Consider the following 18,001-nt stretch of genomic DNA (forward strand, 5'->3'; position numbering starts at 1 on the left):
CCTAGCCGCACCAGATCTCTATCTGCCGGGTCAGATCGTTCCACAGCGCCTGCACCGCCATCGCGGCGAGCAGTCCGCCTGCGATGCGAGTGCCCCACTCCTTGCGCATCACGCCGGCGCCCGAGCCCAGGCGCTCCCACAGCCACGGCGCCGCCGCGAGCCACACGCCGCTGCCCGCGGCGAAGAGCGTCATCACCAGCGCGCCCTGGACGGGCCCATCGGCCAGGCCCGCCAGCATCAGCGCCGAATAGAGCAAGCCGCAGGGCATGGCAACCCACATCGCCCCGATGGCAAGCAGGCCCGGCACCGAGCCCGTCGCTGGGTGCAGCCGCGCAGCCACCGCCCTCCCGATGCGATGGGCCCACATCGGCTGGCGCCCGAGCCCCGCGAGCAACAGCGCCCAGCCCAGGACGAACACATGGAGCAGCACCCACAACGGGCGCAAAGCCGCCACCTGCCCGCTCGCGAAGGCGAGGCTCCCCACCGCGGCCGCGGCCACCGCGCCGGCCGCCGCGTAGCCGCCCACCCGCCCCGCGTGAAAAGCCCAGGCCGCCGCACCTTCCCGCTCCCGCATCGGCAGTGCCGCAACGCCACCGCCTTGCGGCGCGCGCACGATGCGGATCACGCCGGCACAGGCCGCGCCGCACATGGCGACGCAATGGGGCCCGCCGGCCAGTCCCATCAGCAACGCGGTGCCGGCCAGCGCGGTCTGCATGCTCAGACGATGCGCGAGAAGCGCGCGCGATTGCGGTCGGACTGCAGGTAGCGGTCGAACACCATCGCGATGGCCCGCACGAAGAACCAGCCCATCGGCGTGACTTCGATCTCGTGGTCGTGCACGTGCACCAACTCCTGTGCAGCGAGGGGTGCCAGTGCCACCAGCTCGTCCGCGAAGTAGCGCCGGAAGTCGACCAGGTGCGCTTGCTCGATCGCCTCGAAGTCCACGTGGCCCTGGCACATCAGCGCCATGATTACCGAACGCCGGAGCACATCGTCGCGCGTCATGGCCAGGCCACGCACCACCGGCAATCGATCCTGGTCCAGGTGGTCGTAGTACTCCTCGAGTGTCTTGGCGTTCTGGCTGTAGGTGGCGCCGACCGCACCGATGCCCGACACCCCGAGGGCCACCAGGTCACTGTCCGGCTGCGTGGTGTAGCCCTGGAAGTTGCGATGCAGGCGCCCCTGGCGCTTCGCAATGGCGAGCGGGTCATCCGGCAGGGCGAAATGGTCCATGCCGATGTAGACGTAGCCCGCCGCGGAGAGCGTCGCGATCGACCGCGACAGCATCTCGATCCGGGTCCTGGCGTCCGGCAATTCGTCGGCCGCGATACGGCGCTGGGCCTTGAACCGCTCCGGAAGGTGCGCATAGGCATAGAGCGCGATGCGGTCGGGCCGCAGCTCGCAGACCTGCGCGAGCGTGCGGTCGAAGGACTGGATGGTCTGGCGCGGCAGTCCATGGATGAGATCGATGTTGATCGAGCCGAAGCCGAGCCCGCGCGCGCTCGCCACCAGGTCGAACACCTGCCTCGCGGGCTGAACGCGGTGCACGGCCTTCTGCACCTCCGGGTCGAAGTCCTGGACGCCGAAGCTCAGGCGATCGAAGCCCATGTCGGCGAGGTTCGCGAGGCGGTGCCCGTCCACGGTACGCGGATCGATCTCGATCGACTGCTCGCGTTCCGGCGCCAGCGTGAACGCGTCCCCGAGCACCGACAGCAGTTCGCGCAATCCGGCGTCGTGCAGGAAGGTCGGCGTCCCGCCACCAAGGTGCAGCTGGCTGACCGCAGCGCCGCGGCCGAGCTGCGCGGCCTGCAGGGCGATCTCCTTGGCCAGGTAATCGAGGTACTCCCGCCCTCGGCTCTGGTGGCGGGTAACGATCTTGTTGCAGGCACAGTAATAGCACAGCGATGCACAGAACGGGATGTGCACGTAGAGCGACAGCGGCCGCCCGTGCGCGCCGAGTTCGCAGCGCTGACGCAGCGCTCGCACGTAGTCCTCGGGTCCGAAGGCTTCGACGAAGCGGTCGGCCGTCGGGTAGGAGGTATAGCGGGGCCCCTGGAGGTCGAAGCGGCGCAGCAGCTCCTGTGACGGGAGGATCAGCGACGCGGCGTCGGGGGCGAAGGCCAAAGATGATTTCATCGCAGCGGCATGAAAAGCAATGAGCCACTATGCCGCCGCGCGGCGCGGCGGGCCTTGATGTGCATCAAGCCCGCGACGTGCGTTGCGACACAGAATGACCGCACCTCTCCAACACCCCGCCATGACAGCCCAGAACATCAAGGTCGCCTGCTCGAGCTGTACCCTGCGCGAGCTCTGCATGCCCGCCGGGCTGGAGCCGGACGATCTGAAGCGCATCGACGAGCTCGTTTCCACGCGACGCAAGGTGCGCCGGCGCGAGACCCTGTTCCGCAACGGCGAGCGCTTCAGCGCGCTCTACGCCATCCGCAGCGGCTTCTTCAAGACGCGCGTCGCGAGCGAGGATGGTCGCGACCAGGTCACGGGCTTCCAGATGGCGGGCGAGATCATCGGCCTGGACGGCATCGTCAATGACCAGCACACCTGCGATGCCATCGCCATCGAGGACGCCGAGGTCTGCGTGATGCCCTTCCATCGCCTGGAGGCGCTGTCGCGCGAGGTCAAGGTGCTGCAGCGCCACATCCACCAGATCATGAGCCGGGAGATCGTGCGCGATCACGGCGTGATGCTGCTGCTGGGGAGCATGCGCGCCGAGGAGCGGCTCGCTGCCTTCCTGCTGAATCTCGTACAGCGCCTGCACGCGCGCGGCTTCTCGCAGTCCGAGTTCATCCTGCGCATGACCCGCGAGGAGATCGGCAGCTACCTGGGGCTCACGCTCGAAACGGTGAGCCGCACGCTCTCGAAGTTCATGACGGACGGCATCGTCGAGGTCGACCAGCGCAAGGTGCGCATCGTCGATCCGGAGGCGCTCCGGCGTCTGGTCAATCCTCCCGGCTGCTGACCTGCCGGCGTCCTGAAGAGAGGCGGCGCTTCGCACGTGCTACGCGCGCCTGAGCGACTGAAGGCGGTAGGATCCGGCCAGCAGCAGCCCATGCCCATCGACTACGCCAGACGACTTACCGGTCGAAAAAGAACCCCGATCGCAAACCGCCACCTCGGGTTTGCGTTGGCATTCGTGGCCGGCGCGATCAACGCCGGCGGGTTCCTGGCCGTCCATCAGTACACCTCGCACATGACAGGCATCGTCTCGTCCATGGCAGACAATCTTGTGCTGGGCACCTACGACATCGTGCTGGGCGGGGCGGGCGGACTGGTGTCGTTCGTGGCAGGAGCGGCAACTTCCGCAGTACTGGTCAACTATGCGCGCAGGCGCCGCATGCACAGCGAATACGCTTTGCCGCTGCTGGTGGAAGCCACCCTCCTGATCTGCTTTGGAGCGCTGGGGGCCAGGTTGTCCAGCATGCAGGGCTTCTTTGTGCCCGTGACAGTGATGCTGCTCTGCTTCATCATGGGGCTGCAGAACGCCGTGATCACCAAGCTGTCGCACGCCGAGATCAGAACGACGCACTTGACCGGCATCGTGACCGACATCGGGATCGAGCTCGGGAAACTGTTCTATCGGAATGCCTCTGGCCCGCCGTCGCATCTTCGCGTGCTCGCCAACCGCGACCGCCTTCGCGTTCTCACGCTTCTCGTTGTCTTTTTCTTCCTGGGCGGGGTGATGGGCGCGGTCGGATTCAAGCATGTCGGGTACGTCTCGACTGTTCCTCTCGCGCTGTTGTTGCTTGTGCTTGCGATCGTCCCGGCATTCGATGACCTGGCCACCCTGGCACGCCGCTGGAGCCGCAGGTCCAGACGGTCGGGAAGGAAGGCGTGACGGCGGCCCCCGAGAAACTGCAACTGCTCCTTCTGGATGTTCGGCAGCTTTCTCGGGCCTTTTTTGCAGACCATTCCTAGGGGAACGGAGCGCCCAGGACTTTATTCGTCTCCGCCACCGCCAGCCGCGCCCAGTTTTCGTAGCCCATGGCGGGGGCGCGCGATTCGCTCGGCACCTCGATGCTGACGGGCGTGCCCCGCGGCAAGGCATCGAACAGCGCGCGCAGCGGCAGGTCCCCTTCGCCCGGAAGCATCCGCTCGCAGCGCGCCGCGTGGATCAGGCCTTCGGTCGTGTCGGGGCCCGGGACCGGGCCGTCGCAGATCTGGGCGTAGTGGACCCAGCGCGGATCGAGCGCGCGGATTTCCTCGAGCGAGCTGCCGCAACGCGCGAAGTGCAGCGCGTCCACCAGCACCCCGCCGTTCGGCTGGGCGGCGCCACGCACGATGCGCACGGCCGCTGCCACGTCGGGCACGTCCGTCCATGGCATGAACTCCACGTCGCACGTGAGCTTGTGCCGGGCCGCCGCTTCGCACAGCGCCGCGAAAGACGCCGTCATGCGCGACGCGTTCGGGTCGTCCCCCGCAACGAGGATGTGCTTCGCGCCGAGCTGCTCGCCGACTTCGAGAAATCCGGCGTAGGCGGCCACGTCGAAGTGCTCGTTGATGCGCAGCACTTCCAGGTCGAAGATGCCGACCCCGGTATCGGCCAGTGCCGCGAGCGTTTCGCGCAGCATTGCGGCGTCCTCCACCAGCGGGTAGTACAAGCCACCCGCCGTCGTAGGCAGCAACCGGATGCCGACGCCCGCGCAGCCGACAGCCGCCGCGAGCCCGACGATCTGCGGGGGTGCATAAGGCAGCGCCACGAGTTGGCCCAGGTTCCAGGGGTTCGCCGTTGTCATGCGGTCTCCAGTTCGCGTGAGTTGAACGCGCGGTCGAACAAGGGCGACGCGCTGCTCGCCGCCGCGAGGTCCGCCGTGGCCGCCAGCAAGGGCGCCACCAGCGTCAGCATCTTCTCCTGCGTCAGGCGCGCCGATGGTCCCGAGATCGCAAGCACGCCGACGGCGCCTCCGTGGGCGCCGATGATCGGGGCGGAGATCGCCGCCAGGCCGACCGTGTACGTCTCGACCGCGATGGCAAACCCCTGCTTGCGCGCCTGCCGCACGGCTTTCATCACGGCGTTCATCGACGTCGGCGCCCTGGGGCCGAACCGCCCCGGCGCGGGAAGGCCCTGCGCGCTCACCAGGGCAATGGCGTCGGACTCCGGCAGCGTCGACAACCACGCGAAACCGGTGGCCGTGCACGAGAGCTGCGCGTCGACTCCCATGTCCGGGTCGTAGCGCAGGCCGCTGCGCGCCCCCTGCGACTTGGCAACCCACGTCAAGTGATCGACGTCCACGACGCCCAGCCGCACGAGCTCGCCGCTGGCTTCCGCCAGCGTGTCGAGCACCGGCTGGCAAAGATCGATGATCCCCGAGTTCTTGAGATAGGTCAGCCCCAGCGAGACGAGCCGGGTCGTCAGCACGTATTCGCCGCGTTCACGCGACTGCCGCACCCAGCCATGCTCCGCCAGTTCGGCAAGCAGGCGATGCGCTGCCGAAATCGGGATGCCGATGCGATCGGCGAGCGCGCCGATCTGCATCCCGCCGACGTTGTCCGCGAGGCAGTCGAGGATTGCGAGGGTGCGCTGCATGACACCGGACATGGCGGGCCTCCTCTCAGATGGTGACCGGCTGGCCTTCGCGCGCAGCCCGCCCGATGGCCAGCGCGGCCAGGAGCGTGCGCAACCCGTCCTCGCCGGAACAGACGGGCTGTTCACGGCCTTCGGCGACGGCGCGCAGGTGCCGCAGCTGCTCGATGTACGGATCTTGGCGATGGAGCATCTCGCGCTCGACGGCGAGCGGCTCGTGCCAGCCCCGCTTGCCGGAATGCTTCCAGAGGTTCAGTCGGGGCAGCGTGAGCGAACCTTCCGTGCCGCTGATGAAATGCGTGTCGACGTCGACCTGCGCGTAATGGTCCGCTTCGCCGGCGGCCAGGTCCCAGTTCCACGGCGCGACCGCTGCGTCGCTCACGGCCATCGTGCCGAGCGCGCCGTTCGCGAAGCGCAGGATGACGGCGGCGGTGTCTTCCACCTCGAAGCCGCGCACCGCGCTGGACGCAATCGCCTGCACGCTCTCCACCTCGCCGACCAGGTGGCGCAGCAGGTCGATGTCGTGGATCAGGTTGATCAGGACCGGGCCCGCGCCCGCCTGCCTGCGCCACACGGCGTCGAAGTAGCTGTCCGGCTTGAGCCATGTCGCCAGCGCCGTCACGCTCACCGCCCTGCCGACCGCGCCCTGCCTGAGCAACTGCCTGGCCCGCCGGATGATGGGGTTGTGGCGCCGCTGGTGCCCCACCATGAGCGGCACCCTGGCCTGCCAGGCGGCCTCGCACAGGCGGCGGCCCTCTTGCGCCGTGTCGGCCACCGGCTTCTCCATGAGCACCGTCAGCCCGCGCTCGATGCAATCGATCCCGACGTCGGCGTGCGTAGCGTTCGGTGTCGCGACGATTGCCGCCTTCACGCCCGGCTGGTCGAGCAAGGCGCGGTGATCGTCGAAATACGGCAGGCTGCGCGCCTCGCAGAACTCCCGCGCGGCCGGCGTTGGGTCCGCGACGCCGGCGACGCAAACGTCCGGATGGCTCAGCATGCGCTCGACGTGCATGCGGCCGATGGCGCCCGCGCCGACGACGGCAACGGGCATGCGGGAGGGGACAATGGTCATGGACGGCAATTGTAGAAATGATTTCCAGTATGGCGACTATATGCTATGGTCGGACCATTCCAACAGGGATCTTTTTCAGGTTCAGGCCGCTGCCCCGACGCCATCCAGATGCTCGACTCCTACACCGGCGCCACGCGCGTCATCTTCATCGCCGGCGACCCGATCGCCCAGGTCAAGTCGCCCGCAGCCGTCACGCGGCTGTTGCGCGAACGGGGTGCCGACACGGTCGTCGTGCCGGCGCACGTCAAGCCGGCAGATTTCGGCAGCTTTCTTGGCGCCGTCGAACGCATGCCGAACGTCGACGGCGTGATCGCCACTGTGCCGCACAAGTTCGCCCTCGCCGCGCGCTGCGCCGAACTGACGCCGCGCGCACGATCGATAGTGGCCGCCAACGTGGCGCGCCGCAGGCCCGGTGGCGGATGGTTCGGCGACATGTGCGACGGCGATGCCTACGTGGCGGGGCTGGCGCGCCATCGCTTCGACCCGCGTGGCAGGCGCGCGCTGCTGGTCGGCGCCGGCGGCGCGGGCAGCGCGATCGCGCACTCGCTCGTGGATGCAGGCGTGAGCGCGCTGGCGCTGCACGACCTCGACGCAGGCCGGCGCGACGCGCTGTTGGAGAAGATCGCGCGCTACGGCAGCGTCGCGCCTTCGCTTGGCTCGGACGACCCGCGCGGCTTCGACCTCGTGATCAATGCGTCGCCCGCCGGCATGAAGGACGGCGACCCCTCCCCCATCGACGGTTCGCGCATCGAAGCCGGCATGTTCATCGGCGACGTCATCACCTCGCCGGAAATCACGCCGCTTCTCGCCGCCGCCCGGGCCAGGGGTTGCGCCACCATGACGGGCCTGGACATGTTCCGCGCGGTGGGCGAGCGCATCGCGGCCTTCTACCTCGAGAAGACCTCATCATGAATTTCGCCCTCAGCGACGACCAGCGCCTGCTGCTCGATACCGTGCGCCGCTTCATCGACGAGGTCCTGCATCCGCTGGAGGAGCAGATCGAATCGACGGGCGTCCTGCCCGACGAGGTCGCACGACGGGTGCACGCGCAATCGAAGGAACTGGGCCTTTATGCGCTCAACATGCCTGAAGCGCTGGGCGGGGCCGGCCTGTCCGCCGTCGACTGCATGCTGTGCGAAGAAGAGTTCGGCCACACCACCGACATCCTGATCCGCCGCGCCTTCGGCAACGTGTACGAGGCGCTCTTGGCCTGCAAGGGCGAGCAGGTGGAGCGCTGGCTGAAGCCGGCGGTGTCCGGCGAGCGCACCTGCGCGATCGCCATCACCGAACCCGGCGCCGGCTCGGACGCGCAGGGCATCCGCACGACGGCGCGCGAAACTGCCGGCGGCTGGGTCCTCAACGGCGGCAAGCATTTCATCAGCGATGGGCTCTGGTCCGATTTCTTTCTCGTCTCTGCCCGCACGGGCGACAAGGAGATCTCGCTGTTCATCGTCGACAAGGATCTGCCGGGCTTCCGCATCGGCAAGGACCAGGCCATGATGGGCATCCGCGGCACGCCGCATGTCGAACTGTTCTTCGACGATGTGCCGCTCGAACGCCTTGCCCTGCTCGGCGAACGGGGCCAGGGTTTTCGCATGGCGATGCAGAACCTGGGGCGGGTGCGCCTGGCCCAGGTGGGCGCACGTGCCGTGGGCAAGGCAGCGCACGTGCTGGACCTGATGAACCGGTTCGCCGCGGAGCGGCGCCAGTTCGGCCAGCCGATCGGCGACTTCCAGATGATCCAGCAGATGATCGCGGACAGCGTGATCGAGGTGAACGCCGCGCGGCTGATGGTGCACCGCGCCGCCTGGATGATCGACAACGGCATGGATGCGCGCGATTGGATCTCGATGGTCAAGGTGCACGCGGCGGAGACGCTGGGCCGCGTGGTGGATCGCGGCGTGCAGGTGTTCGGCGGCATGGGATTCTGCAAGGAGCTGCCGATCGAGCGCTACTACCGCGATGCGCGCATCTACCGCATCTTCGACGGAACGTCGGAGATCCACCGCACCGTGATCGCGCGCAGCGCGCGCAAGCTCGGCGCGTCCCTGTTCCAGCTGCACCGGTAAGAGAGCGATGAAAGACAAGTTCATCGATGCCGATGCCGCGGCTAGGCTGGTTGCCGACGACGACACGGTCGTTCTCATGGGTGGGGGCGGCGGGCTCATGGAGGCGACGTGCCTGTTCCAGGCTGTCGAGCGCCGGTTTCTCGCGACGCGGCAGCCGTGCCGCCTGACCGTGGTCCACGCGCTGGGCATCGGCGACAAGAAGACGCTGGGCATGAACTGCTTTGCCTACGAAGGCCTCGTGCGCAAGGTGATCGGCGGCCACTGGGTCTGGTCGCCACGCATGCAGCAGCTGGTGGCCGACGAGAAGATCGCCGCCTACATCCTGCCCGGCGGCGTGTCGTCGCAGTTGCTGCGCGAGATCGGCGCGGGACGCCCCGGGCTGTTCACCCACGTCGGCCTGGGAACGGTGGTCGACCCGCGCAGGGGCGGCGGGCGCATGAATGCCAGCGCCGACGAAGACCTCGCGGAGGTGGTCACCATCGCCGGGACCGAGTACCTGCGCTACAAGCCGTACAGCGTGGACGTTGCGTTCATCCGTGCATCGGCGGCCGACGATGACGGCAACATCAGCTTCGAGCACGAGGCGGCCAACCTGGACGCGCAGGCCCTCGCGCTGGCCGCCCGCGCCTGCAAGGGCAAGGTCGTCGTGCAGGTGAAGGAGCGCGTGCCGCGTGGCTCGCTCAAGGCGCGCGAAGTGCGGATCCCGGCAGCCTGGGTCGACGCCATCGTCGTGGACCCGCAGCAGAAGTCGAGCTACGCCATTCCCTTCGATCCCCGGTTGTCCGGCGAGATCACCGGCGCCGAGCGCTTCGCCGCAGAACCGGCCGACAACGAGCCGTTCAACGAACGCCAGGCGATCGCGCGGCGTGCCGCCTGCGAGCTGTTCGAAGGCGCGGTCGTCAATTACGGTGTCGGCGTGCCCGATGCCGTCTCGCGCCTGGTCGTGCAGCGCGGCGAACTCGATCGCATCTACCAGACCATCGAGCACGGCACCTACGGCGGCTCCCTGTTGATGGGCGAGTTGTTCGGCTATGCGCGCAACCCTTCGGCGATCCTCGACGCGCCGACGCAGTTCGACTTCTACGGCGGCGGCGGACTCGACATCGCCTTCCTCGGCTTCGGCGAATTCGACGCCGAAGGCAACGTCAACGTGTCGCGGCTCGGCGGACTGGCGGTCGGCCCTGGCGGCTTCATCGATATTGCGCAGAACGCACGCAAGGTGGTCTTCTGCGGCACCTTCGCCGCCAAGGGCGTCAAGCTCGCCACCGGCGACGGCCGCATGCGCATCGCGCAGCAAGGCGCCGTCCGCAAGCTCGTCCGGCAGGTCGAGCAGGTGACCTTCAGCGGATCGCAGGGTGCTGCGCGCGGGCAGGAGGTGCTGTACCTCACCGAACGCGCCAGCTTCCGGCTGACCTCGGACGGCGTCGAACTGTTCGAGATCGCACCCGGCATCGACCTGCAGCGCGACGTGCTGGACCAGATGGAATTCAAGCCGCGGCTCGCCGCAACGATAGACACGATGGCCGCCTCCCACTTCAACGAACGCGACGAGCGCTTCGGCCGGCTCGCAGCACCATGAACGCTCCCCTGCCGAACGAGGCCGATCTCGTCGTGATCGGCGCCGGCGCCGCGGGCATGACCGCCGCGCTTGCCGGCGCCCTGCAAGGCCTCGACGTGGTGCTGTGCGAAGCGACGCAGCAGGTCGGCGGCACGACGGCAACCTCGGCGGGAACCATCTGGATCCCCGGCAACACGCCGAGCCGCGAGGCTGGCTACCAGGACAACGTCGAAGAGGCCATGCGGTATCTCGACGGCCTTGTGCCTTCAGGCGAGGGCCGGCAACTGCGCGAGGCCTATTTCAGGAACGGGCCGGCGATCATCGACGAAATCATGAAGCGCTCGCAGGTCAAGTTCACTGCCGCGGGCCCGCACCCGGACTACATCGACATCGCCGGGTCGAAGGCCGCAGGCCGCGCGATGGCTTCGGTACCGTACGACGGCAGGCTGCTCGGCAAGGATTTCGAACGCGTGCGCGCCCCGATGAAGGAGTTCATGGTGCTCGGCGGCATGATGGTCGGAAAGCTGGACATCGGGCACCTCGTAGGCCGCTACAAGTCCTGGACCAGCTTCCGGCACACGGTGAGCCTGATGCTGCGCCATGCGTCCGACCGCCTCATCCATTCGCGTGGCACGCGGCTGGTCATGGGCAACGCACTGGTCGCGGGGCTCTACGCGAGCTTGCGCGACAACCGGGTGAAGATTGCCTTCGGCGCGCCGCTGCAGGAATTGCTGCTGCAGGACGGCCGCGTGCGCGGCGTGCGGGTGAAGCGCGAAGACGGCAGCATGGCGGACATCGGCGCACGCCGCGGCGTGATCCTGTCAACCGGCGGCATCGGCCACCATCCCGAATTGCGCCGGCAGTTCATGCGGCCCGGCCAGGACAAGTGGCCGTCGCTGGCCTTCGAGGCGAACACGGGCGGCGGCGTCGCCGCTGCGCGCCAGTCGGGCGCCGCCATGACCGCGTCCCCAGGCAAGGCAGGCGTGTTGTACCAGCCGGTATCGATTACGCGCGACCGCAACGGGCCGACCGGCCTCTTCCCGCACATCTTCCTCGACCGTGCCAAGCCGGGCTTCATCGCGGTCGATTCGATGGGGCTGCGGTTCACCAACGAAGGCAACTCCTACCACTACTTCAGCGAGGACATGGCGCGCCGCCACGCGACGACGCCGGCGGTTCCGTGCTGGGCCATCTGCGACGCCGAGTTCGTGCGCAAGTACGGGCTCGGGCTCGTGTATCCAGGCACCACCAACTTCAAGGCGCACGTGGAATCCGGCTACATGGTCTGCGCGGACACGATCGAGGAACTCGCACGCAAGACGGGAATCGACGCGAAAGGGCTCGCCGCGACCATCGCCCGCAACAACGAATTCGCGCGGGCCGGCACCGACGCCGACTTCGGCAAGGGCAGCACGGAGGTCAGCCGTTTCAACGGCGATCCCGAGCACAAGCCGAACCCGTGCATCGGGCCGATCGCACGGGCGCCATTCTGCGCGATGCAGCTCTGGCCGGCCGATGCGGCAGCCGATGCGGGGTTGGCCACCGACGAGCACGCGCGCGTGCTGCGCGAGGACGGCTCGCCGATCGAGGGCCTCTATGCGTGCGGTGGGGACATGGCATCGATCATGCGCGGCAGCTATCCGGCGCCGGGCGCGACGATCGGCCCGGCCATGGTGTTCGGCTGGCGCGCCGCCATGCATGCGGCCGGCCGTGCGCAGCCCTGATCCACGGCCTCAGGACGGCGTGAGGACCGCGCCGCCGCACACGGAAATGCACTGCCCCGTGACGTAGCCGGAAAGCGGCGTCACCAGGAACTCGAGCACGTTGGCGCAGTCTTCCTCCGTGCCGAAGCGCCGCAGCGGAATGCGGCGCGCTTCCTTTTCAGTATGCATGCCGCGCCCCTCCGACTGCTTGCGGATGCGCGCCGTGAGCATGCCGCCGGGCGACAGGCAGTTCACGCGAATGCCGTCAGGCCCGAGCTCGGTGGCGAGCAGGCGCGTGTACTGGATGACGGCCGCCTTTGCGATCGCATAACCGGCCAGCCGGCCTCCTGCCTTCGACGCATCCAGCGCCACCATGGTGCCGACGTTGACCATCACGCCAAACTTGCGCTCGCGCATCGAAGGCGCGGCCTCCTGGCAGCAATGCAGCGTGGTCATGTAATTCACGTCGTGCATGGCGGCAATGTCCTCGTCGGGCATCAGGGCCGCCGTGCTGCGCTCCACCGGCGAGAACGCGCCCCCGGCGTTGTTCACCAGGATGTCGATGCGGCCGAACTCATCGAGCGTGCGGGCCACGAGCTCCTTCGCGGCGGCGCGCTGCGTGAGATCGCCCTGCACGCCGATACTGCGGCGACCCATGGCGCGGATCTCGTCCATGACGGTGGCCGCGGTGAGCTCCTCGTCGAACTCCTTCGCGGATGCGAGGTTGAGGTCGGCAATCACCACGTCGGCGCCGAGTTGCGCGAGCCGGTGCGCATAGGCGCGCCCGATGCCGCGCGCGGCGCCGGTGACGATCGCGACCTGTCCTCGTAGTTTCATGGCGTGTGACTCAGGCGATGCCCAGGGCGCGTCGTTCGCGGAAAACGAAGTCGTCCTGGTTGCGCTTGCCGGTCTCCCAGCTTGCGGGCGGCTTCGGCATTTCGGTAGGCACTGGAACGAACTGCTTCCAGTCGGCCACCAGCGTGCGGTGGGCGATGCGCCACTCGCCGTTGCGGCGTTCGAAGCGGTCGACATAGCGCGAACACGTCATCAGGTCCATGCCGCCATCGCCCGCGCCGGCCTTGCCGCCGGCCAGCTGGTCGAGCTTTTCCCGCGCCTCGGCGGGATAGCGCTGCGTCGTGCGCACGTAGGTTTCGACCAGGGCCAGGTCGGCCGAGGCGAACTCGATCAGCATGTTGCTCACTGCGTGCATCGAGAACGGGATGTTGCTGTGCCGCTCTCGTATCCAGTCGACCAGGCCGTCGACGTCGCCGTTGTAGGCGCCATGGATGTCCAGCGCGTCCGGGTGGAACACGGCACGCATGCCGTCGAAGTCCAGCCGATCCACGGAACGGCACCACTGGGCCATCACGTGCTGGATCTGCATGCGGTCGGCGATTCGCTGCGGGGAAAAGTCGTCCTGGGTGATCATGGTGCGTCCTCAGCCGATAAAGGCTCCGCCGTTCACGTCGAGGCAGAAGCCGGTGATGTAGGAAGCCGCGTCGCTTGCGAGGTACTGCGCGGCGGCGGCGATTTCTTCGGTCGTCCCCAGCCGGCCGACCGGAATCCCTTTCACCGCATTGGCGATGACCTCCGGGCTCGACTGGCTCGACAGCGGCGTTTCGACGCGGCCGGGGGCAATGCAGTTGACGGTGACGCCGAACGGCGCGAACGTGCCGCCGAGGTGCCGCGTGAGGCCGACGAGGCCCGCTTTCGAAGCGGCATAGTCGACACCGGCAGGCTGCACGTAGGTGCGGCCGGCGCGCGAGGTGATGTTGATCACGCGGCCCCAGCCTTTCTCCTTCATGCCCGGGATGAGCTCGCGGCACAGCAGGAACGGCGTGGTGAGGTTGACGAACAGCACGCGCTGCCAGTCGGCCGTGGTGACCTCCAGGGGTGGAATCGGTTGGCCATCGCGCTTCATGGACACTCCCGCGCAGTTCACCAGCACGTCGCAGCCGCCGAGCAGCCGCTTCGCCGCAGCGGCAGTGCCGAGCACCTCCGCCTCGGCGGACAGGTCTGCACGATGCCCGTGGACTTGCAGTGCCGACGTGGACAGGTCTTCTGCGATCTGCGTGACCGACGCGCTCACGTCCACCAGCAACACGCGCCAGCCCTGCGCGATGAACGATTTCGCGATGGCCAGGCCGATGCCGCTGGCACCCCCGGTCACGACCGCGCTTCTTTGAATAGTCATCATGTCTCCAATGGGCCCGGAGTGCCCGGCAAACGTGTCGCTGAGGATGGGGTCGGGGCCCGCGGTGGCCAAGTGCCGCGGGCGCTCAGTCGAGGCGGATGTTGGTGCCCTTGATGAACTTCCGCCAACGCGCCGTGTCGCTCACCATGACCTTGCGCAGGTATGCGGCGCTCGTGTCATCGGCCGGATCGACGCCGATCGACTGCATGCGCGTGCGCACGGCCGGGTCGGCCAGCGCCTTCGCGACGGCCGCATTCAGCTTCTGGATCACGTCGTCGGGCGTGCCGGCCGGAGCGGCAAGGCTGTACCAGGTGTCGACGAGGAAGCCCGGCACGCCGGCCTCCTGCATCGTCGGCAGTTCCGGCGCTGCGCCCAGGCGGCGCGCGCCCGTGACGGCCAATGCACGCAGGCGCCCCGACTTGACGTGGGGAAGCACGGAGGTGTCCACCATCACGAAATCGAGCTGCCCCGCGAGCAGGTCGGTGATCGCCGGAGCGGCCCCCTTGTACGGAATGTGAACCACCGGGGCGCCCGTCAACTGCCGGAACATCTCGCCCGACAGGTGCGGCGTCGAACCATTGCCGGCCGAGCCGTAGTTGACGCGGCCCGGCTTGGCCTTGGCGAGGGCGACGAGGTCCTGCACCGAACGCACCGGGCTGTTGGAATTGACCACCAGCACATTGGCGTTCGTGAAGATCATCGACACCGGCGCGAAGTCCTTCAGAGGATCAAAGGGCAAGGTGGCATACAGGCTCGGATTGACCGTCATCGTGCTGTTGACGGCCATCAGCAGGGTGTAGCCGTCCGGCGGCGCCTTGGCGACGTACGTCGCGCCGATGGCGCCGTTGGCCCCGGGCTTGTAGTCGACCACGATCCGCTGTCCGAGCGTGGGCGACAGCGCCTCGCTGACGATGTTGCCGAAGTTCGAGCCCATGCCGCCGGGAGCGTAGGGGACGATCAACGTGATCGGCTTGTCGGGATAGGCGGCCAGGGCGGCGCCAGCCGTACAGGCGAGTGCAGCGAGCAGGAGGAGGTTTCGGCGTTTCACGTTGTGTCTCTTATAAAGTTAATGGACTGTCCATTACCCGATTGGAACCTACCGGGACTGGCTTCGTCAATCGCGACTCCGCGCGCCGGCTCGCCTGACTACGAGTTGAAGCCGGGGCGCGGCACCATGTCCATCAACATCGATTTCAGTCCGCCGTCGACCACGATCTCGGCAGCGTTGACGTACGAGGAGCGCGGACTCGCGAGGAACATCGCTGCATTGGCGATGTCCTCGGGCAAGCCGACCCGCCGGCTCGCCGTGACTTCGGCCCGCTTCTGCTCGACGCCGGGCACGGCATAGAAGGCGGCGGACAGCGGCGTCTTGATCAGGCCCGGACAGATCGAATTGCTCCGCACGCCTCTCGAGCCCCATTCGACGGCCAGCTGGCGCGCCATGAGCACGACTCCGGCCTTGCTTGCACTGTAGGCGCCGCTGTTCGTCTGCGGAAACAGGCCGGCGATCGAGGCGACATGCACGATGCTGCCGCGGGCCGCATCGAACATCCCCGTGGAGAAGGCGCGGGCACACAGCAGGTAGCCCGTCAAGTTCACCGCAAGCACTCGGTTCCAATCCTCGAGGCTCACCTCCGACAGCGGTGCCGCCTTCAAGGCTCCGGCGTTGTTCACGAGCGCATAGACCGCGCCAAGCTCCGCCTCGACGCGGCGCGCTGCCGCCCGCACGCTTTCCTCGCTCGCGACGTCGCACTCGACCGCGAGAGCCGTTGCGCCCGACGCCGCAAGTTCGGCCGCGAGTTTCTCGCAGCCCGCGATGTCGCGATCCAGCAGCGCCACGCGGGCACCGGCCTGCGCAAGGCCGCGCGCCGTGGCCGAGCCGATGCCGCCCGCGGCGCCGGTGACGACGCAGGTCTCCCCTTCAATGCCCAGCCAGTGCTTCGTGTCAGTCACTTGCTCTCCGTTTCCAAAACTCGCCGGCAGGCCGGCCGTCAACTGCGCACCATGCGTTAAAGGTTTGCTTATTTCAATGGATGGACCAATGGTACCAGATCGTCTACACTTTCCGCAGTTGCAGGAGATGTGAAGATGCGGTGGAAGCAGCGGCCCGAGGGCTCCAACTGGGGCGATTTCGGCCCCGACGACCAGGTCGGGCGGATGAACCTGGTGACGCCCGCGCGGCGGCTGGCGGCAGTGCGTGAAGTTACCGAAGGCATCGCCTTCTGCCTGAGCCTGCCCCTGGACTACCCCGGTGGCCGCGACCTGGTCCCGATGCGGCGCGCGCCGCGCATCGAGGCGTCGCGGCGCAGCACCGGCGAGTACAGCTACAACTTCTGCTTCTCCTGCCAGAACCACTCGCTGTTCGACATCACGTCGGACGACGCGGTGACGATCTCCACGCAGTACTCGTCGCAATGGGACGCGCTGTCGCACTGGGGCCAGGAGTTCGACGCCGACGGCGACGGCATCGCGGAGCCCGTCTACTACAACGGCTGGCGTGCGGGCGAGCACGTGCTCAACGCCGATCAGGAGGGCGGCCCCTTCGCGCGCAAGCTGGGCATCGAGACCCTCGCCGAGCACGGGACGCAGGGCCGCGGCGTCATGCTCGACTTCGCGGGCACGTACGGCGAACAAGGTGTTCGCGTCGGCTACGACGGCCTGATGCGCCAGCTCGACCACCAGAAGACGAGCGTCGAGACCGGCGACTTCCTCTGCCTGTACACCGGCTGGGCCGACATGGTGCTGGCGATGAACAAGAATCCGGACTTCGACCGCCTCAAGGCATCGTGCGCAGTGCTCGATGGCAATGACAAGCGCCTGCTGCAGTGGATCACCGACAGCGGCCTCGCCGCCATCTGCGCCGACAACCTCGGCGTCGAGGTGGTGCAGGGCGCCAAGGATGCGGGAGATGGCCCGAAGCACTCGATGATGCCGCTGCATGAACACTGCCTCTTCAAGCTGGGCATCTTTCTGGGAGAGATGTGGTACTTCGGCGCCATCGGGCCGTGGCTGCGCGCGCGCAACCGCAGCCGCTTCCTGTTGACCGCGCCGCCGCTGCGGCTGCCCGGCCTGGTCGGCTCACCGCCGTCGCCCGTCGGCACGGTCTGAGGTGCAGCAGATGACGCAACGAGTCGCGCTCGTCACCGGCGCCGCCGGCGGCATCGGCCTGGCCGTGGCCACAGAATTTGCAAGGCTTGGGCACCGCACGGTCCTGCTCGATCGCTCGCCGGAAGTCAGCGTCGTCGCGGCGCGCCTCGGCAGCAATGCCGAGGCTCTCGTGGCCGACGTCGCTCACGAAGCGCAGGTTGCGGACGCGATGCAGTCGCTCGAGCGCAAGCACGGGCGCTGCGACATCCTGGTGAACAACGCCGGAATGCACCCCAAGCGGGCGGGCGGCAAGTTCGCCATCGAGCAGATCGAGACCGTGCAATGGAACGAGGTGCTCGCAGTCAACCTGACGGCCGCCTTCCTGTTCACCCGCTTCGCGCTGCCGCTGATGCGCGCGCAGCGCTGGGGCCGCATCGTCAACATCTCGTCGCGCGGCGGCCGAACCGCTTCCCCCGTCGCGAGCGCGCACTACGCCGCCACCAAGGCGGGGCTGATCGGCTTCACGCGCACGCTCGCCCTGGAGGCGGCGCCCGACGACATCACGGCGAATTGCATTGCTCCCGGACCCGTCAAGAGCGCGATGACGGCGGGCTCCTCACCCGAGGTCATCGCCGCCTTCACCAAAGCCATCCCCCTCGGCCGCTACGGCGAGCCGGAGGAAGTCGCCTCCGCCGTTGCCTACCTCGCTTCGGACGCCGCCTCGTTCATCACGGGCGCGGTGTTCGACGTCAACGGCGGCACCTTCATGCCCTGAGACTTCC

At 68.0% G+C, this 18,001-nt stretch carries 18 protein-coding genes; 8 read left to right on the forward strand and 10 right to left on the reverse strand.

Annotation, left to right across the window (positions count from 1 at the left end; genetic code table 11):
• Position 1: 1 nt before the first annotated feature.
• Positions 2 to 715 (reverse strand): sulfite exporter TauE/SafE family protein, encoded by a 714-nt coding sequence (locus E5CHR_RS19610; protein ID WP_162581388.1) that lies wholly within the window; start codon positions 713 to 715, stop codon positions 2 to 4.
• A 2-nt stretch (positions 716 to 717) separates the two neighbouring features.
• On the reverse strand, positions 718 to 2,136 hold the full coding sequence (hemN, locus tag E5CHR_RS19615) for an oxygen-independent coproporphyrinogen III oxidase (protein ID WP_443083086.1): 1,419 nt from the start codon (positions 2,134 to 2,136) through the stop codon (positions 718 to 720).
• 121 nt (positions 2,137 to 2,257) lie between these two features.
• Between hemN and fnr the strand changes: the two genes are divergently transcribed.
• Entirely contained in the window at positions 2,258 to 2,974 is a 717-nt protein-coding gene (gene fnr, locus E5CHR_RS19620) for a fumarate/nitrate reduction transcriptional regulator Fnr (RefSeq protein WP_162581389.1), read from the forward strand.
• Positions 2,975 to 3,064: 90 nt separating this feature from the next.
• A complete protein-coding gene (locus E5CHR_RS19625; protein ID WP_162581390.1) occupies positions 3,065 to 3,850 on the forward strand; it encodes a YoaK family protein in 786 nt (261 codons plus the stop codon).
• 76 nt (positions 3,851 to 3,926) lie between these two features.
• Here E5CHR_RS19625 and E5CHR_RS19630 read toward each other — a convergent pair whose 3' ends face one another.
• From E5CHR_RS19630 to E5CHR_RS19640, 3 genes are read right to left on the reverse strand one after another with little or no spacing between them, the layout of a single operon-like run.
• Positions 3,927 to 4,748 (reverse strand): sugar phosphate isomerase/epimerase family protein, encoded by an 822-nt coding sequence (locus tag E5CHR_RS19630; RefSeq protein ID WP_162581391.1) that lies wholly within the window; start codon positions 4,746 to 4,748, stop codon positions 3,927 to 3,929.
• A complete protein-coding gene (locus E5CHR_RS19635; RefSeq protein WP_162581392.1) occupies positions 4,745 to 5,551 on the reverse strand; it encodes an IclR family transcriptional regulator in 807 nt (268 codons plus the stop codon). The genes E5CHR_RS19630 and E5CHR_RS19635 overlap by 4 nt, the downstream gene beginning before the upstream one ends.
• Before the next feature lie 13 nt (positions 5,552 to 5,564).
• A complete protein-coding gene (locus E5CHR_RS19640) occupies positions 5,565 to 6,608 on the reverse strand; it encodes a Gfo/Idh/MocA family protein (protein ID WP_162581393.1) in 1,044 nt (347 codons plus the stop codon).
• 108 nt (positions 6,609 to 6,716) lie between these two features.
• Between E5CHR_RS19640 and E5CHR_RS19645 the strand changes: the two genes are divergently transcribed.
• Genes E5CHR_RS19645 through E5CHR_RS19660 form a run of 4 tightly spaced genes read left to right on the forward strand, consistent with a single transcriptional unit; the run spans position 6,717 to position 11,959 of the window.
• Positions 6,717 to 7,520, forward strand: coding sequence for a shikimate dehydrogenase family protein (locus tag E5CHR_RS19645; protein ID WP_162581394.1), 804 nt, complete (start codon positions 6,717 to 6,719; stop codon positions 7,518 to 7,520).
• Positions 7,517 to 8,677, forward strand: a complete 1,161-nt coding sequence (locus E5CHR_RS19650; protein WP_162581395.1) for an acyl-CoA dehydrogenase family protein — start codon at positions 7,517 to 7,519, stop codon at positions 8,675 to 8,677. Before E5CHR_RS19645 ends, E5CHR_RS19650 begins: the two co-directional genes overlap by 4 nt.
• 7 nt (positions 8,678 to 8,684) lie before the next feature.
• Positions 8,685 to 10,256, forward strand: coding sequence for an acyl CoA:acetate/3-ketoacid CoA transferase (locus tag E5CHR_RS19655; protein WP_162581396.1), 1,572 nt, complete (start codon positions 8,685 to 8,687; stop codon positions 10,254 to 10,256).
• On the forward strand, positions 10,253 to 11,959 hold the full coding sequence (locus E5CHR_RS19660) for an FAD-dependent oxidoreductase (protein ID WP_162581397.1): 1,707 nt from the start codon (positions 10,253 to 10,255) through the stop codon (positions 11,957 to 11,959). The genes E5CHR_RS19655 and E5CHR_RS19660 overlap by 4 nt, the downstream gene beginning before the upstream one ends.
• A gap of 9 nt (positions 11,960 to 11,968) precedes the next feature.
• Here the strand turns inward: E5CHR_RS19660 and E5CHR_RS19665 are convergent, their stop codons facing one another.
• The 5 genes from E5CHR_RS19665 to E5CHR_RS19685 form a co-directional block, all read right to left on the reverse strand.
• On the reverse strand, positions 11,969 to 12,775 hold the full coding sequence (locus E5CHR_RS19665) for an SDR family NAD(P)-dependent oxidoreductase (RefSeq protein ID WP_162581398.1): 807 nt from the start codon (positions 12,773 to 12,775) through the stop codon (positions 11,969 to 11,971).
• A 10-nt stretch (positions 12,776 to 12,785) separates the two neighbouring features.
• Positions 12,786 to 13,367 carry a nuclear transport factor 2 family protein gene (locus E5CHR_RS19670; RefSeq protein ID WP_162581399.1) on the reverse strand — a complete coding sequence of 194 codons (582 nt, stop codon included), beginning with the start codon at positions 13,365 to 13,367 and terminating at the stop codon, positions 12,786 to 12,788.
• A 9-nt stretch (positions 13,368 to 13,376) separates the two neighbouring features.
• The gene (locus tag E5CHR_RS19675; RefSeq protein WP_162581400.1) at positions 13,377 to 14,132 is read right to left on the reverse strand and encodes an SDR family NAD(P)-dependent oxidoreductase; all 756 of its coding nucleotides are present in this window, start codon (positions 14,130 to 14,132) and stop codon (positions 13,377 to 13,379) included.
• Between the two features lie 85 nt (positions 14,133 to 14,217).
• The gene (locus E5CHR_RS19680) at positions 14,218 to 15,180 is read right to left on the reverse strand and encodes a tripartite tricarboxylate transporter substrate binding protein (protein WP_162581401.1); all 963 of its coding nucleotides are present in this window, start codon (positions 15,178 to 15,180) and stop codon (positions 14,218 to 14,220) included.
• A 98-nt stretch (positions 15,181 to 15,278) separates the two neighbouring features.
• Positions 15,279 to 16,085, reverse strand: a complete 807-nt coding sequence (locus E5CHR_RS19685; protein WP_162581402.1) for an SDR family NAD(P)-dependent oxidoreductase — start codon at positions 16,083 to 16,085, stop codon at positions 15,279 to 15,281.
• A 135-nt stretch (positions 16,086 to 16,220) separates the two neighbouring features.
• On the opposite strand from E5CHR_RS19685, the gene E5CHR_RS19690 reads away from it, so the two are divergent.
• Both E5CHR_RS19690 and E5CHR_RS19695 read left to right on the forward strand, forming a co-directional pair.
• Positions 16,221 to 17,240 carry a cyclase family protein gene (locus E5CHR_RS19690; RefSeq protein ID WP_162581403.1) on the forward strand — a complete coding sequence of 340 codons (1,020 nt, stop codon included), beginning with the start codon at positions 16,221 to 16,223 and terminating at the stop codon, positions 17,238 to 17,240.
• A 10-nt stretch (positions 17,241 to 17,250) separates the two neighbouring features.
• Positions 17,251 to 17,994, forward strand: a complete 744-nt coding sequence (locus E5CHR_RS19695) for an SDR family oxidoreductase (RefSeq protein ID WP_162581404.1) — start codon at positions 17,251 to 17,253, stop codon at positions 17,992 to 17,994.
• Positions 17,995 to 18,001: the final 7 nt, after the last annotated feature.

It is taken from the genome of Variovorax sp. PBS-H4 (genome assembly GCF_901827205.1).
In the GTDB taxonomy this organism is placed as follows: domain Bacteria; phylum Pseudomonadota; class Gammaproteobacteria; order Burkholderiales; family Burkholderiaceae_C; genus Variovorax.